Origin of the sequence: Oscillibacter hominis, from assembly GCF_014334055.1 — a bacterium.
Taxonomy (GTDB): Bacteria; Bacillota; Clostridia; order Oscillospirales; family Oscillospiraceae; genus Oscillibacter; species Oscillibacter hominis.
This window is the reverse complement of the sequence record NZ_CP060490.1, coordinates 145855-160057: the sequence shown is the minus strand read 5'-3', so window position 1 is coordinate 160057 and position 14203 is coordinate 145855. Positions and strand designations below refer to the sequence as shown.

The 14203-nt window shown below is 60.1% G+C and carries 14 protein-coding genes; 1 reads left to right on the top strand and 13 read right to left on the bottom strand.

All coding sequences use genetic code 11. The features are described 5' to 3' along the window. Nucleotides 1-18: 18 nt before the first annotated feature. Entirely contained in the window at nucleotides 19-276 is a 258-nt protein-coding gene (locus H8790_RS00815) for a DUF6809 family protein (RefSeq protein ID WP_187333215.1), read from the top strand. Here the strand turns inward: H8790_RS00815 and H8790_RS00810 are convergent. The 13 genes from H8790_RS00810 to H8790_RS00750 all read right to left on the bottom strand — a co-directional run bounded on the left by H8790_RS00810 (nucleotide 273) and on the right by H8790_RS00750 (nucleotide 14122). Continuing rightward, nucleotides 273-1451, bottom strand: a complete 1179-nt coding sequence (locus tag H8790_RS00810) for a toxic anion resistance protein (protein WP_187333214.1) — start codon at nucleotides 1449-1451, stop codon at nucleotides 273-275. The genes H8790_RS00815 and H8790_RS00810 overlap by 4 nt on opposite strands. 35 nt (nucleotides 1452-1486) lie before the next feature. After that, nucleotides 1487-2182, bottom strand: coding sequence for a 5-bromo-4-chloroindolyl phosphate hydrolysis family protein (locus tag H8790_RS00805; protein ID WP_187333213.1), 696 nt, complete (start codon nucleotides 2180-2182; stop codon nucleotides 1487-1489). 107 nt (nucleotides 2183-2289) lie between these two features. Beyond that, entirely contained in the window at nucleotides 2290-2829 is a 540-nt protein-coding gene (locus tag H8790_RS00800) for a DUF6512 family protein (RefSeq protein ID WP_187333212.1), read from the bottom strand. Nucleotides 2830-2895: 66 nt separating this feature from the next. Continuing rightward, nucleotides 2896-3543 (bottom strand): MBL fold metallo-hydrolase, encoded by a 648-nt coding sequence (locus H8790_RS00795; RefSeq protein ID WP_243208529.1) that lies wholly within the window; start codon nucleotides 3541-3543, stop codon nucleotides 2896-2898. A gap of 10 nt (nucleotides 3544-3553) precedes the next feature. Then, complete coding sequence (locus H8790_RS00790) at nucleotides 3554-4459, bottom strand: DUF4349 domain-containing protein (protein ID WP_187333211.1); 906 nt, start codon at nucleotides 4457-4459, stop codon at nucleotides 3554-3556. A gap of 213 nt (nucleotides 4460-4672) precedes the next feature. After that, nucleotides 4673-5965: an MFS transporter gene (locus H8790_RS00785; RefSeq protein WP_187333210.1), complete on the bottom strand. Its 1293-nt coding sequence runs from the start codon at nucleotides 5963-5965 to the stop codon at nucleotides 4673-4675. 75 nt (nucleotides 5966-6040) lie between these two features. Continuing rightward, nucleotides 6041-6811 (bottom strand): acetoacetate decarboxylase family protein, encoded by a 771-nt coding sequence (locus H8790_RS00780; RefSeq protein ID WP_187333209.1) that lies wholly within the window; start codon nucleotides 6809-6811, stop codon nucleotides 6041-6043. Further along, the gene (locus H8790_RS00775) at nucleotides 6802-7605 is read right to left on the bottom strand and encodes an acetoacetate decarboxylase family protein (protein WP_187333208.1); all 804 of its coding nucleotides are present in this window, start codon (nucleotides 7603-7605) and stop codon (nucleotides 6802-6804) included. Before H8790_RS00775 ends, H8790_RS00780 begins: the two co-directional genes overlap by 10 nt. A 50-nt stretch (nucleotides 7606-7655) precedes the next feature. Beyond that, a complete protein-coding gene (locus H8790_RS00770; protein WP_187333207.1) occupies nucleotides 7656-8414 on the bottom strand; it encodes an acetoacetate decarboxylase family protein in 759 nt (252 codons plus the stop codon). A gap of 10 nt (nucleotides 8415-8424) precedes the next feature. Next, complete coding sequence (locus H8790_RS00765) at nucleotides 8425-9222, bottom strand: hypothetical protein (RefSeq protein ID WP_187333206.1); 798 nt, start codon at nucleotides 9220-9222, stop codon at nucleotides 8425-8427. Between the two features lie 34 nt (nucleotides 9223-9256). Then, nucleotides 9257-11269 carry a TRAP transporter permease gene (locus H8790_RS00760; protein ID WP_187333205.1) on the bottom strand — a complete coding sequence of 671 codons (2013 nt, stop codon included), beginning with the start codon at nucleotides 11267-11269 and terminating at the stop codon, nucleotides 9257-9259. A 98-nt stretch (nucleotides 11270-11367) separates the two neighbouring features. Continuing rightward, nucleotides 11368-12630, bottom strand: coding sequence for a TAXI family TRAP transporter solute-binding subunit (locus H8790_RS00755; protein WP_187333204.1), 1263 nt, complete (start codon nucleotides 12628-12630; stop codon nucleotides 11368-11370). A gap of 64 nt (nucleotides 12631-12694) precedes the next feature. After that, nucleotides 12695-14122, bottom strand: coding sequence for a dihydroorotase (locus H8790_RS00750; RefSeq protein ID WP_187333203.1), 1428 nt, complete (start codon nucleotides 14120-14122; stop codon nucleotides 12695-12697). Nucleotides 14123-14203 lie beyond the last annotated feature (81 nt).

Below are 14203 nucleotides of genomic sequence, written 5' to 3'. Positions count from 1 at the left end.
GTTTAAGGAGTGATCCTCATGACCGATCCCCTCCAGCTCCTCTATGACGAGGCCCTTGCCACCGGCATCTGCCCCTATCTGAGCGCGGGTAGCTACCGGCGGGCGGCAGACGATGCGGAAGAAGCCCTTGACGCGCTGGAGGCTATGCTGGACCCCCAGGCCCTTAACCTGCTGGAGCAGTACCGGGAGGCCCGCTTCCAGACCCAGGGCATGGAGCTGGAGGCCATGTTCCGCTCCGCCTTCCGCATGGCCCGGGAGCTTTTCACGCAGGTCTAATTCCGCAGCTCCATCAGCTTTTGCTTGAGCTCGCCCTCGATCTTGCTCAGCTCCACCTCCGCGGCCTGGCGCTTGGCGGCGCCGTCGCGCTGGATGTTCAGCACCTCGTCCAGCGTGGAGATCAGCTGCTCGTTGGTGTGCTGGAGCGTCTCGATGTCCACGATGCTGCGCTCCGCCTCCCTGGCGGCCGCCACGGTGCCGGTCTTGAGCAGGTCCGCGTTCTTTTTCAGCAGCTCGTTGGTCATATTGGTGACAGCGCTCTGGGCGGCGGTGGCCTGACGGGCATGCTCCATGCCCAGGGCCAGCACCATCTGGCTCTTCCACAGGGGGATGGTATTGACCAGCGAGGACTGGATTTTCTCCACCATCAGCGTGTCGTTATTTTGCAGCAGCCGGGTCTGCGGCCCCATCTGGACGGAGATCATCCGGGTCAGCTCCAGGTCGTGGAGCTTCTTTTCAAACCGCTCGCACATCTGGACCATGTCGTTGTACTTCTGGGCGTCCTCCTGGGCGCCTGAAGTCTCCGCCTGCTTACGCAGCGCGGGCAGTTCATTTTCCCGTACGCCCTTCAGCTTCCTCTTGCCGGCCAGGATATACATGGTCAGCTCTTTATAGTATTTCAGGTTCAGCTCGTACATCTGGTCAAACATGGCCACGTCCTTCATCAGCGTCACCTGATGCTGCTCCAGCTCCCGGGCAATCTTGTCCACGTTGGTCTCTACCTTGGAGTACTGGGCTTTCATGACCTCCAGACGGTCCCTGCTCTTTTTGAACATGCCGAAAAGGCCCTTTTTCTCCTCCTCGCCGGCGCCGAACTGCTTCAGCTCCACCACCAGCTCGCTGAGGGCCTCGCCCACCTCGCCCAGGTCCTTGTTGCGGACGGAGCTGAGGGCGTTTTCCGAAAAGCCGGCCACATTCTTCTGGGCCGCGGCGCCATACTGTAAGATCAGGTTGGAGTCGGTGATGTCGATCTTTTTGGAGAACTCCTCCACCGCCTTCTTCTCCTCCTCGCTGAGTAGCCGTTCGTCCATCTCCACGGGGGGCGCCTCTTTCTTGGGTTCCTCCGGGGCGGCGGCCTGGGGCGCGGCCCCGTCCAGCGTCAGCTCCGGCATGGCGGCAGCCGCGGCCGCCTGGGGCTCCAGCGTCAGCTCAGGGATTTTGTTGCTCTCATCCATATCGTTCGTCCTTTCCTGCGCCTCTATCCGGACGCTTAAAGTTCCAGTTTGAAGTCCCCGTCCTCCTTGGGCACGGACTCTGCCTTCAGGGGGCTCTCCGTCAGCCCCTCCCGGGCCATCATGTTCTCCAGCACGGTGATATCGGTGGAGATGTCCAGGGCCTCGCTGCCGAAGAGGGCGTCCAGCTGCTTTTCAAAAGCGGCCACGATGGTCTTCATCATGCCCTCCACCTTGTGCAGCGTGGCGTTGATGTTTTCCCCGCTGACGCCGACGCCCGCCGCCCGGTCATAGGCGTTGAGCAGCTTCAGCGTGGTGGGCAGGTAGTAATCCATAAACTTGCGGATCTGAGGGAGCTTTTTGGGATCCTGGCGGACCTGATCGAAAATCTTCTCCGACACCTGCTCCAGACGCACAATGTCGGCGGAAATCTCCTCGTCGGCGATGTTTCCGTCCAGGCGCTTCATCTCGGCGATGGCCAGCCTGCCGTCTTTGAGCATCTTGTCCAGCTCCGGGTTGCCGGTGGGCTTCTCCTCCGCTTTTTTCTCCTCCTTCTTCTCGCTCTGCCCCACTGCGCCGCCGCGGCACAGCAGCGACGCCACGGCAAACACAGCCGCGGCAGCGGCAGCGGCAATGGCATAGTGCAGCGGCGCATACAGCGGGAAAATCAGCGCATAGAGCAAAAAGACAACCGCGGCCGCATAAAAGGGCGCCACAGGTTTGCGCTCGGTCATGGCAAGGCCTCCTTATTTTCAAAACGATCTTAATATGTCATTATACTGCATCCCGGGTGCACGGTCAAGAAAAACCGCCCCTGCGGCAGAGCCCGCAGGGGCGGTTTTCAGGGCCTCGCAATGCCATAGTGAAGGGTCACCGGATCCTGGAATACCGCGAGGTGCGGCGGGCGGAAGGTAAAGAAGATGAAGGCGAACAGCAGCCCCCACAGTACGATCACCCCCAAAAGCTGGAGGAAGGGGGAGGACAGCCTCCCACGGCGCAGCAACGCGTAGTCCAGAAGAAAGGCAGCCGCAGCAGAGAGCACAAAGACGGCGATGTCCGCCCACATCGCGTCTTTGCCCCACACGCCGGTGTAGGTGTAAAAGAGCACCGGGATCAGCGCCGTGCCCACCAGCGTGGAGAGGCCCCGCACCGCCGGCAGGTTGGGGTAGGTCTTCCAGAGGAAGATCACCTGGATCAGGGAGAAGAAAAACAGGGGGATAAACAGCAGCTTCATATGTTCCCAGGTGGATTCGTTGACTGCGGAAAAGGCAGCCGCCGCCTTGCTGCCGCCGCTCCACTCATACAGAAAATGCAGCAGCGTCCCCGCCGCCACAGTGATCAGGAAGCCCAGCAGCTCCCAACGGATCAGTTTCCTCCGCATTCCAACACCTCACAAAAAAAGGATACGGCTTACGCCGTATCCTCAGTTTATGTGGAAAATTCCGGATTATTCAGCCCGGTAACGCAGGACCAGCACGGGCGGCAGCGGCTCCGCCGTGACGGCAAAGCGGTTGGACCCGGCCCACTCCACCTCTTCTTTCCCATAGAGGGCCGCAAAGCGCTCCACGCCGTCCACCGCGCTGAGTCCATAGGGCGCGTGGCGGTAGTGCATGGGCACAATGCAGCGCGGGGCGATCTGCTCCGCCACCGCCTTGGCGGCCGGAGCGTCCACGGTATACACCCCGCCAACGGGAAGGAGCAGCACGTCGCATGGGCCGATTTCATCCACCTGCTCCGGACTCAGCAGATGGCCCAGATCGCCCAGGTGCACCACGGTGACGCCGCCGGCGGTGAAGCAGCGGATTTTGTTGGCTCCCCGGAGCGCCCCTCCCCGGTCGTCATGAAAGCTCTCAATCTCCCGGACGGTGAAGGGGTTCGCCTTTCCGCCCAGCAGCGTGACGCCGCCGGTGTAGCTGTGGTCGTCGTGACCGTGGCTGCAGTAGACCGCATGGGCCCTGGCATGGAGATCGCCGTAGCCCTCCACGCCGCGGTAAGGGTCAACCAGCGCAAGGAACCCATCCTGCTCCAGGAGGAAACAGGCGTGGCCCAGCCAGGTGATGTTCATCGACTCACGCTCCTTTTCCATTTTCTCCATGGTAGCAGATTTACTCCGGTTTGTCATCCTTCTTCTCCGGTTTTCCGGTGATTCTCCCGGCGCCGCAGCGACGTCTGCGCAGCCGCCGCAGCACTACCGCAGCCGCGGCAATGAGCACCACCACCCACACCCAGCTGTAGGCAAGGGCCACCGCCAGCGATTCCAGGAAGCCGGTAAAGTTCTTCCAGCCGGAGGAAAAGGCCGTGCCAAGCCGTCCGCCCAAGGTGGTAACCGGCTCCTCCACGCTGGAAAGGCGGTACACCTCGTCCAGGGACAGGTACACGGTGGAGTAGTCCACCAGGTAATCATAGTGCTGCAGTTCGCCGGAGAGGGACTCGATCCGGGCCTCAGTCTCGGAAATGGCCGACTCCACCGTGATGATGTCCTCCATGGTCTCCGCGCGGCTCAGCAGCTCCTGGAGCCGCTCTAACTTCACCTGCTGGGTCTTCAGCCGTCCGGAGGTATCAAAATAGACCTCTGTCACGTCTTCTGTGCTCTGGCTCTGGTAGGTCACGTGGCACAGTGTTCCCACCCGGGAGAGAAAGGTGGAGTACTGGTCCGCCGGGACGCGGACCGTGTAGCTTCCATAGCGGTAACCGGAACCGGAGCTGCTGACGCTGCTGTTTTCAAACCAGCCGCCCAACTCCTCCGCCAGCTCCGCTATCGACGACGCGGCGGAGTCAAACTCCGTGGTCTCCATCTGAACCTCGGCGGTGTAGATGCGCTTGGCATCCTCCTGCACGCTCTGCAGCGCTGCCGGCGCCATGTCGCCGCCCGCCGTACTCTCCATCTGCGTATCGTCTCTCATCTCTCCGTTTCCTGCCGCGGCGGTGGAGCCTCCGGAGCTTCCGCAGGCCGTGAGCAGCGACAGAATCATCATGCCGGACAGTGCAAGGGCAAAGAGCTTCCGTTTCATAGTCCATCCTCCCTTTGAACAGGTTTTGTATCAGGTTGGACGGAGAATTCTTCCAAGATGTTGCAGGATTATATCACCATTCCTTCATTTGAGTCCGAATCCGCCGGGTATCCGCCCATGTGACGCCGAGGCAGAGGCAATCGTCCAGGGGTTATCCGGTGCGTTCACTCCGCAGCTCCCCTGTTCACAGTGCGGTCCCGATCGGCGCGTATGTCATAAAAAATCCTCATGTTCATCCACGCCAGGGCGCGCCCTTCCCCCTGTTTTCTCCCGGAAAAAATTGGCTTCTCTCAGCATCCGGGTCATCATGACGGCAAAAGCAGCCAGCAATCCGACGGCGATGTTCATCACTGTGTCAAAGGACCCAACGGCGTTATAAAGCGTCCTGATCAAAGGCATCCCGACCAGTGAGCAGCAGCACATCAGCGTCTGGGAAAAGCCGATGTACTCGGAGAGATACCGCTTCCCAAAAAGGCTGATGGAAGCCGTGACTCCGTAGAGCACGCACATCGTCGGCCAAAAGCCCAGCAGCGCCGAAAACAAGACCGCGCCCACCGTCCCGTCCACCACGCGAATCAGGAGGAACGCCAACGCCGTCGCCCCGGCGCAGTAGAGCGTCACTATCCTGAATCCGAACCGATCGGCGATGATGCCCGCACTGGCCTTGCTGCACATGTCAACCACCGCAAAGACAGAAAGGCATGCGGCGGCCACCGCTTCCGGCACCCCCCGTTCAATCAAAATCGTCGATTGGTACAGGGAGATCATCTGGTAGACCACCGCCACAACGCTCATGCCGCCGGCAAACAGCCAGAAGGCCGGCCGTTTGATTCCCTCTCTCAGCGGGCAGCCGCCTCCCGGAGTCACAACCATTTCGCCCTTTACCGCGCCCTGGCTTTCGCCGTACGGCGCCAGCCCGACGCAGCCCGGCTCCTCCCGGAACAGCAAAGCGATCTGGACACAGACAAATACCGCCACCAACGCTCCGATGGCCACGCAGGCGGCGCGCCAGCCCAGCGCGTGGATCATCCAGCCCACAATGGGGCTTCCCACCGCCGTACCGACGCCGCTGGCGGAGGCAACCAAGCCGGTTATCTGGCTGCGCCGCTCGGAAAACCAGCGGGCGATGGCCATCTGCACGGCTGCTGTACCGGAAAAGACCGTGGACGCGCCGATCAGCACGCCCCCCAAGAACATGGCCTCGAGGCGGTCGGAGCCGGCAAACACAAAGTACCCGGCCGCGCTGATCAAGCCGCCGGACACGATCAGGGATTTCAGCGCAAAACGCTTGAGCAGACTGTGGAAAAAGGCCGCGGCGGCCGCGCTGCCGACTCCGTAGAAGACATACAGCATTGCAAAGTCGCCGCTGCTGATCCCAAAGCTTCTTGTGATCGGCGTCACAAACAGCGAAAGACTATAGAACCCCAAGCCGCAGTTGAACATCATCACCAGAAACAAAGAGGCCGCTATGATCCAATACCACTTGTTTGAACCCTGCTTATTCATGACTTTCCTTTCTCTGGCGTCCGCCGTCTGCAAAGGCGCGGAGGGCAGCCTGCCCTCCGCGTCCCCGAACGATCTCTATCCCCGCTGCTGTTTCAGATCTTTCAGCACTCTCCAGCCCGACGTGGAAAAGCCGATCTCAAAGTAGTAGGCGTCGATGATCTCATAGTCCCAGTCCTTCATAAACCCGCCAAGCCTCAGATGGCCGACCCCCTTGAACACCTGGCCCTTGATTTCGGAATCGTGGTACTCGATCAGGATATCGTCAATGAGCTTTTCTCCCTCCGGGTCCAGCATATCCTCGATCTGGCGGCGGCCATAGCAGACCATGTACTCCTCCTCGGGATAGCTGACCTCCTCCGTCAGTTCAATCCACCCTGAGATCAGGTTGTCTCCGTTTTGCCGGACAACGCCTTTGATCTTGCTTCCCACATGGGGCGCGTAGAGCTTGCGCAGCCTGCCGGGAAAGCGGTTGATGTGAACCTCGGCCAGCTCTGTGTTGTAGCCCAGCATCGGGCCCCGCTGTACGGCCCAGTCCCGGTCCTGCCAGATCCTGGCAAGGTAATTGCCGGGCTTTCCCTCAAACTTGCAGGGGATGCTGATGAGCCCCTCCTGCATGGTGGTGTAATAGGGATAGACAAACTTTGCTGCGGCCTCCGCCTTGTCCACCATGTCCTCATCGTGGCCGTAATAGTCGGCAAGCATCACCGTGAGTTCGCCTTCCCGGTTCGGCTCAAAGGGAGCCGGAAGATACTGGGCGGCGATCCGGGGGTCTATCTTCAGCCGCATGGAGATGATATTTTCCGCCACATGGCGGCGGGCCGCCGTCCTTTCTTCCTTTAAAACCATTTCCAATCCCCCTTTTCCTCAACGGGCGTAACCTGCGAGTCGCTGCCGTAGCAGTAGCCAAAGTTGTAGAAGAAGCCCTCCAGAGGTTCAATCTCCCCAAGGTCCTTCCATTTTCCGTAATAGTCACCGCCGAATTCCAGCGTGGTTCTGCCCTTCCAGCAGTCCACGCCGTCCAGGCCGTTGGTGAATTCGAACAGGGGAATATCCTTGATAAAGGGCTCATTGTGGTTGGCCGGGTCTTTCAGATACCGGGCGTGGGCAAATCTCCTGCATCCGACGGGGAGTTTCTCAAAGTCGTAGGGTTCGGTCAGTTCAATGGAGACCTTGGCGACCAGCTCCCCGTGGGGGCGGTTGGAAATGCCGTAGAGCTTCGTGCCTGCCTGGAGGGCATTTCGTCCCGTCAGCAGAGGCTGGATGTCCGTCATCTGGGTATAGGTGATGTTGCGCAGGATTCCCCGGCGCAGTCCGGCGGTCTGCCGGTCCAGGCAGACCTGGGACATGTAGCCAAACTCATACCCGTTGTAAATCGCCGGCATGCCGATGGCCAGCTCGTGGAACTCCGTCATGTCCGGGTCGGGCGGCTCGCCTTCGGCCACCTCCCGCAGCCCGGGCATCGCCGTATCCACCATGAAAACCCAGCCGATGTCGCCGTCCCCCACCGGCTCCAGAGGCTTCGGCAGCATGCGCGAGCGCAGCTTTTGGGGGTCCGCCCGGAACGGAACCATAATGAGGCTCTGGGTCATCACATACTTTTCGCCAGGTGCCGGGTTCACCTTTGTATTCAGTTCAGGCATCTGTTGTTCCTCCCTTTCTTGCATCCTCTCCGCTCCTCAGCCTCCGCGCATCAGAGCACCTCGATCCCCCCGGCCTGATACCCCATCATAAACCAGAAGGCGTTCTTCACCTCATAGGAGAATGTGCCGACCGCCTTTTCGTCGAAGATCAGCTGCACGTCTCTGCCCCGCCAGCACTCTCCGTAGCGCGTTTTCGTGATGAGCTCGCGGGTGATGTCGTCGCACACGCTCTCGCCTTTGCGCTCCTCCACCAGCTGCACCACCTTGCGCAGCCCGATGCGGTTGGTGAACAGGAAATCAAAATTCACCCCGCCGACGATCTGATCCGCATCAAAGCCCAGGCTGATGGGCCTGGTGCCCTCGTCGGTGGCCACCGCCTTCAGGCGGCTGCCCTCCTGGATGTGGTAGAAGTCGATCATCTCCGTAGGGAAGCGGGTGGTGCGGATGTGGGCATAGAAGGCGTCAAAGCCCTTGGCGCGGCTCTCCATCACAGCCCAGTCCCTGTCGAAATAGCGCAGGGCATAGGTCCAGCCCCGGTGGCCCCGGGCCTCCGCCTCCACCAGGACGCCGGCGGAATAGTATTGGGAGTAGATGGGGTTGATGAAGTCGTAATCCTTGCTCTTCTCATCCCGCAGCACCGCCTCCGTCATGACCACGTAAGCCTTGTCGGAGACAACCTGAAAGCCCTCCGGGACGCGGGAGGCAAACTCGGCGGGATTCACGGCAAGTTCGGCCAGGAATACGGTCTCGCCCACCTTGCGGATGTTTCCCACAATGGGCTCGTAGGGCACATATCGAAAATTCTGCATATTTCCCTCCTCACTTTGCGTCGCACAGGAACTCTTCGCTGCCATAGGTATAGGCAAAGGTCACAAAGAACGCGCGCTTGACCCGGATCTCTCCAAGGTCCTGAAAGAGCCCGTACATCGTGTCGCCAAAGGCCAGTTTGCCGTCGCCGGAATACACCTTGCTCACCTCGAATTTGGAGGGGAAGTGATAGAGCGACGCCTGGTGGATGAGGGGCCTGACATCGTCGCCATGTGCCATGTCCGGCAGATAGCGGAGCTGGCCCCAGTCAAAGAAGTGCTCATCCAGCCAGCTGGGGTCGTGAACCTCCTTTACCTGCAACGAGCCCCTTGCATACAGGGCGCCGTCGTTGGTGCAGGTGGCGAACATCCTGCTGCCGATGCCGATGTGCTCCTCCCCCTCCAGCATGGGGTGGTTGCGGGTGCGGGCAAAGCTGTCGATCACGCTGCGGTTGAAGCCCCGGCGCAGCGCCCCGGCGTAATGGTCCAAGAGGATCCATGTGTTCATGATGCTGGGCTTTCCGTTGACCGTGCAGGACATGCCCAGCGCGCACTCGGAGAATTCCGTGGCGTTGGGATCCGGAATCTCGCCGTCCACCTCCCGCATGGGCGGGAAGGCGGAATCCACGAATCCGCAGGTCAAAATCACATCCCCATCCTCGTCCATCCTTGGCTCAAGCGGCGCGGGCAGGAACATCTTTTTTGCTGCCTCCAGGTTGGAGACGGTAAAATCGAAATTGATGAAGTTCTGAATAATGGCATGGGGACAGCAGGATTCACGGGGCTTCATCCCCAGGGTGTTGATTTCCATAGTTCACCTACTCTTTCTTTCAATACCGGGAGCGTTATGAAATGATCTGAGGCGCGCCGGGTCCGCCGGCGGACCTCTTGGCGCTGACTCTGTGCAGGACAAAGCCGGCAATCATAAAGGCAAGGCCGATCAGGGTGATGTCCGTCCGCGGGAAGGCGATCAGGATGCCGCCCAGACAAAAGAGCAGCCGCTCAAGCATGCCGTACATCTTGCCCAACTTGATCATGTACCCGCCCAGCCCGCTGGCGAGGACAAAGGTGCCCAGCGCCACAAAAGCCATATGGTACAGGCTCAGCATCAGGTTTCCGCCCTGCAGGAGGATGGCGGGCTCATAGAGGAAGTAAAGGGGCAGGAAATAGACCACGCAGCCCAACTGACACGCTTTCCAGCCGGTCTTCATGGCGGGCGCGCCCGCCACCGAGGAGGCGACGAAGGCGACGGTGGCGACCGGCGGGGTGATGACCGCAAGCAGCGGATAGTAGATCAGGAACAGGTGGACCGCCATTTTGTCAAGCCCCGTGCCCACCAGGGCGGGAGCCACCGAGACGGCGAAGAACATATAGGCCACAATGTCCATGCCCATCATGCCCATGAGGTAGCAGGCGATGATGGTCAGCGCCACCACGGCAATGATGTTTTCACCGCCGAGGCGGGTGATGCTGGTTGCAAAGGAAGCTGCCATGCCGGTGGTGATCAGTCCGGCAATGGTGAAGGTAAAGGGCAGCATCAGCGCGCAGATCTGCGTAATGGCCTTGCCGATCAGGGCGCAGGCCTTATAGAGATTTTTGGGCGTGAGGCGGTTTTTGGGGTTCTTGTCAAACCAGGACAGGACGATCAGAAGGCCGGAGGCATAGTAGGGGGTGATTTCGCCCCAGCGGAAGAACACCAGCCCTACGCACAGGAAGATCAGCACAACGATCACGTACCAGCCCCGTTTCAAGACCTCCCCCACCTTCGGGCACTGGTCCGCGCTCAGTCCCTTCATGCCCCGGTTGGCGGCGTAGGCGTCCACCTGAAGCAGCAGCCCGCCGTAATAGCACAGGGCCGGGAAAATAGCCGCCACCATGACCTGCGCATAGGTGAAGCCGGACATGGCAACCATCACAAAGACAATGGAGCCCATGACAGGAGGCATCAGGATCCCGCCCGTGGCGGCGACCGCCTCGATTCCGCCGGCATAGACGGCGTCGTAGCCGGACTTCTTCATCGCGGGAATCGTGATGGAGCCGGAGGAAACGACGTTGGAGATGGGGGAACCGGAGAGCATGCCGAAAAAGGCGGAGGTCAAAACGGCCACCTTGGCGGTGCCACCCCGGTACTTGCCGCACAGGGCCTGGGCCAGATCGATGAAAAACGGGCCCGCGCCGGAGCAGATGAGCAGGTTGGCAAACATCAAAAAACCGATCAAAATGGTGCCGGTGATGTTGCCGGGCAGGCCTGCGATGCCCTCTGATCCATAGCAGTAATAGCTGAACAGGGTCTTGATGTCAAAGCCGATGCCGGCCAGCATGCCGGGCAGGTGTTCGCAGACCAGGGGGTACAGGCCAAAGAACACACAAATGCAGAAAAATGCCTTACCGGCGCCGCGGCGGACCATCTCCAGCAGCATCAAGGAGTAGATCACCGCCAGGGCCAGCTTAAAATTGTCGGGGGCGGGGACCCAGCCCACCATATTGATCTCCATACCGTGGACCGCGAAGTACAGCGGTATGGCCAGCGCCAAAAGCGTCAGCACATAGTCAAACCACGGAATGTAGTGCTCGTATTTCTTGGTGGCCGGGGTCAGCAAAAAGGCGCTGCAGCCAAAGACCGCGAAAATGGTGTAGTAATAGGTGGTCGCGGACATGACGCCGAACCAGCGCAGGTGCATCATGTAGTAGCATGCGATGAGAATCCCGATGATGGAGATGATGGTAAACCCGTGCCTGACCAGTGGGGGCATGACCCCAAGGCGGGAGTTGTCCTTGTTGACCTCTTCCTCCGCCTCAGCCTTCCGCTTTTCATCCCTCAGCTCTTCCTCTTGCAGCTTTTTATCGTCCAAATCCATTGAGAAACCCTCCTAATTGATCTAAAGGGATGCAGTGGGCAGAGCGCAAAGCATGCGCTCTGCCCACGTTGCCGTTTGTTATCTGACAGGATTTTCAGCTAAAAGCCTGCGGCCAGGGCCTCGGCGATTTCAGCGTCGCTCATGATGACGACCGGGGGCAGCTCCAACTTCTCCTTATACGCCTCCCAGTAGTCGAGCCACTCCTGATCCTGGGTGTCGATTTTCATGCCGTCGGCGTGGGCCGCGTCAAGGCACTCGCTGTAAGCGGCGGCATACTTATCGATCAGCTTGATGTTGTATTCCTGGCGGGCGTCGTCGGCCTCGGTCCACTTGCCGATCTCCTTAAAATACCGGATGGTGCCCTCCGCGATCGGAACATAGGCCCGGTCCATGACCTCGCGGGCATAGTCCACGGACCAGTAGTAGGAATACGTCTCAAATGCACCCTGAATTTCCTCCTGGTTTTCCGCAAAGAATTTGACCATGTTGTAAATCAAATCTTGATCCGCGTCCGCGGAGGAGACCCATCCGCCGTCAGAGCCCCAGCCATGCTTGCCAACGGCCGCCTCATTGCCAAAGGTGATCTCATTGAAGCTGTATACAGGCTGCTTGGACTGGAACGCCTCGCACCAGTCGGGATAGAGCTCGGGGTTGAAGTCCATCACCTTGATGCCCTGTGGAGCGGCGGACGCCTCGATGATGGAACTGGAGGTCGGCGTGACATAAGCGCACAGTTCCGCGGCGCCCGTGGTGACCAGCTTGGGCATTTCGCCGTAGGAGGAGCAGTAGATCCAGTTCATTTCGTCCACGCCCACACCTGCGGCGGCGGCGAGGGATGCCTTCACGTTCTCCATGGCGGAGTCGATCGTGCAGGCGATGGGGGTATCCTTGGTGATGTCCGTGGGCTTTTCAATTTTGGAATCGCCCCGGACAAACATGACGCTGTTGGAGGCAAAATCGGGCCAGACCCAGCGCACCTGGTAGGGGCCTCCGTCTTCCGTCGCATAGCCGAACCTGGCATTGATCAGTGTGGCGACGTCGCCCATGGTGTCATAGGTCATAAGGGTCTCTCCGTTTCTGACCCGTTGGAACTTGGTGGCGTTGGAGTCCTCCGGAAGCAGGCGGACCTTGGTATAGCCGGTGCCCTCCAGGATATTGGACCAGGCAAGGGTCCCGGCGTAAGCGGTGGTGCCGCTTCCGGTTATGCTCAGCTTGACCATATTGGGCCACTTAAAGTCGCCCGCAGCCGTCTGGGCGCCGCTGCCGCCGCTTTCGGGAGCGGAGGCATTCCCCTTCTCCCCACAGGCTGCAAGGGAGAGAATCAGGGCAAGGGAGAGGATCAGGGGCAGAAACTTTTTCATTTTTTTCTCCTTCCTAATCTTGTGATCTGTAAGCTGCACTGCAGCGCCGCATCAACGCTGGTGCTCAGCAGGGGCGCTTGACATATTCACCTGTGGCGCCGCCGACGATCTTACCGTTCTCATAGACTTTCCGGCCCCGCAGAATGGTGATGACGGGCCAGCCCTTGAGGGAAATGCCCTCAAACACGTTATACTCCTGGGCGGAGAAGTCCTCGCCGGCGTGGACGGTCTTTTCCAAATTCAGGTCAATCAGGGCAAAGTCCGCGTCCGCCCCCACCTCCATGCTGCCCTTCCTGGGCCAGGCGGCATGGGCCTTGGCCGGGTTGGCGGAGACCAGCTCGGCAATGCGGGGCAGGGACAGACCATGCTTGAAGTGGCCCTCGGAGATCATGAACGGATAGATGAGGGAGGTGCCGCCAAAGCCGCAGCAGGAACCCCACATATCGTCCTTGAGCTTCAGGGCGATCGGCGTATTGGCGTGGTCGGAGCCGACCCAGTTGATCTCGCCCTTTTCCAGCGCCTCCCAGAGCGCCGCATTGTCCTCGGCAGTGCGCAGCGGCGGGTTCACCTTTGCGCAGTTATTGCCCTGGAGCATCTCGTAGGTGAGCCCCAGCGCGTGCAGCGTGCACTCCCGGCGGAGCTTGATGTCCGGGTAGATCTTGAGCAGGTCCCGGGTGGCCTGCATGGCCTCTGCGCTGGTGATGTGCAGGACGTTCAGCTTGGCGCCGGTTGTGTTGGCCACGCTGCCGGCCTTCAAAATGGCAATCCGCTCAGAGAGCGGGGGCCGGGCCTCGCAGTAAGCCTGCAGCCCCTTCAGTCCCGCCGCGTTGACCCGCTTGATGAAGCTCTTGATGATCTCGTCGTCCTCGCAGTGGACGCTGACGGAGACTGGCTCATGTTTGAGCAGGGTGTTCAGCCGGGCGGCTTCGGCCATGATGTTGTAGAGGTGTCCAAGGTCGTAGCAGTCGGACATGGTGGGGGAAACCGTGGAGTTGGCGCCCAGGTTCAGGCCCTTATAGAACATGAAATACTTGAAGGTGACAACGCCCTGCTCAACGAGCCACTCCATCTCCCCCACCTGCAGATCGTCCATGGGAGCCAGGTGGAAGCAGTAGTCGCAGTAGGCATTCCCGGAGGTGAGCTCCAGCGCCTCCTTGAAGATCTCATGGTAGGGGCCGGTTTTGTTCATGTAGTGGGCGCCGGTGCGGAAATACGACATCATTGTGGTGACGCCGCCGGTCAGCGCCGCCTTGGTTTCGCTTGCCGTGTCCGCATCCAGCGGCGCGTAAATGCCGAGGTGGGTGTGGCAGTCCACAGCGCCGGGCATGACGGTGAGCCCCTTGGCGTCCAGCACCTCCGCCGCCTCGCCGTCGTCAATGGGGACGGTGCTGAGGGCCGCGATCCTGCCGTCCTTTACCGCAATGGTGCACGCTTCCACCTTGTCGGCAAGGACGACAGCGCCGTTTTTGATCAGGAGATCGTACTTTTTCATAGTCTTGCTTCCTTTCATCATTCGCAGATTTATGATGGGTTTATAGTGCCAGCATTTTAGCTCCATTTGCCGCCTTTGCAG

What these genes read in the sequence shown, in the direction of transcription:
- H8790_RS00815 (WP_187333215.1), top strand. Translation starts at nt 19, where the DNA reads ATGACCGATCCCCTCCAGCTCCTCTATGACGAGGCCCTTGCCACCGGC.
- H8790_RS00810 (WP_187333214.1), bottom strand. Translation starts at nt 1,451, where the DNA reads ATGGATGAGAGCAACAAAATCCCTGAGCTGACGCTGGAGCCCCAGGCG.
- H8790_RS00805 (WP_187333213.1), bottom strand. Translation starts at nt 2,182, where the DNA reads ATGACCGAGCGCAAACCTGTGGCGCCCTTTTATGCGGCCGCGGTTGTC.
- H8790_RS00800 (WP_187333212.1), bottom strand. Translation starts at nt 2,829, where the DNA reads ATGCGGAGGAAACTGATCCGTTGGGAGCTGCTGGGCTTCCTGATCACT.
- H8790_RS00795 (WP_243208529.1), bottom strand. Translation starts at nt 3,543, where the DNA reads ATGGAGAAAATGGAAAAGGAGCGTGAGTCGATGAACATCACCTGGCTG.
- H8790_RS00790 (WP_187333211.1), bottom strand. Translation starts at nt 4,459, where the DNA reads ATGAAACGGAAGCTCTTTGCCCTTGCACTGTCCGGCATGATGATTCTG.
- H8790_RS00785 (WP_187333210.1), bottom strand. Translation starts at nt 5,965, where the DNA reads ATGAATAAGCAGGGTTCAAACAAGTGGTATTGGATCATAGCGGCCTCT.
- H8790_RS00780 (WP_187333209.1), bottom strand. Translation starts at nt 6,811, where the DNA reads ATGGTTTTAAAGGAAGAAAGGACGGCGGCCCGCCGCCATGTGGCGGAA.
- H8790_RS00775 (WP_187333208.1), bottom strand. Translation starts at nt 7,605, where the DNA reads ATGCCTGAACTGAATACAAAGGTGAACCCGGCACCTGGCGAAAAGTAT.
- H8790_RS00770 (WP_187333207.1), bottom strand. Translation starts at nt 8,414, where the DNA reads ATGCAGAATTTTCGATATGTGCCCTACGAGCCCATTGTGGGAAACATC.
- H8790_RS00765 (WP_187333206.1), bottom strand. Translation starts at nt 9,222, where the DNA reads ATGGAAATCAACACCCTGGGGATGAAGCCCCGTGAATCCTGCTGTCCC.
- H8790_RS00760 (WP_187333205.1), bottom strand. Translation starts at nt 11,269, where the DNA reads ATGGATTTGGACGATAAAAAGCTGCAAGAGGAAGAGCTGAGGGATGAA.
- H8790_RS00755 (WP_187333204.1), bottom strand. Translation starts at nt 12,630, where the DNA reads ATGAAAAAGTTTCTGCCCCTGATCCTCTCCCTTGCCCTGATTCTCTCC.
- H8790_RS00750 (WP_187333203.1), bottom strand. Translation starts at nt 14,122, where the DNA reads ATGAAAAAGTACGATCTCCTGATCAAAAACGGCGCTGTCGTCCTTGCC.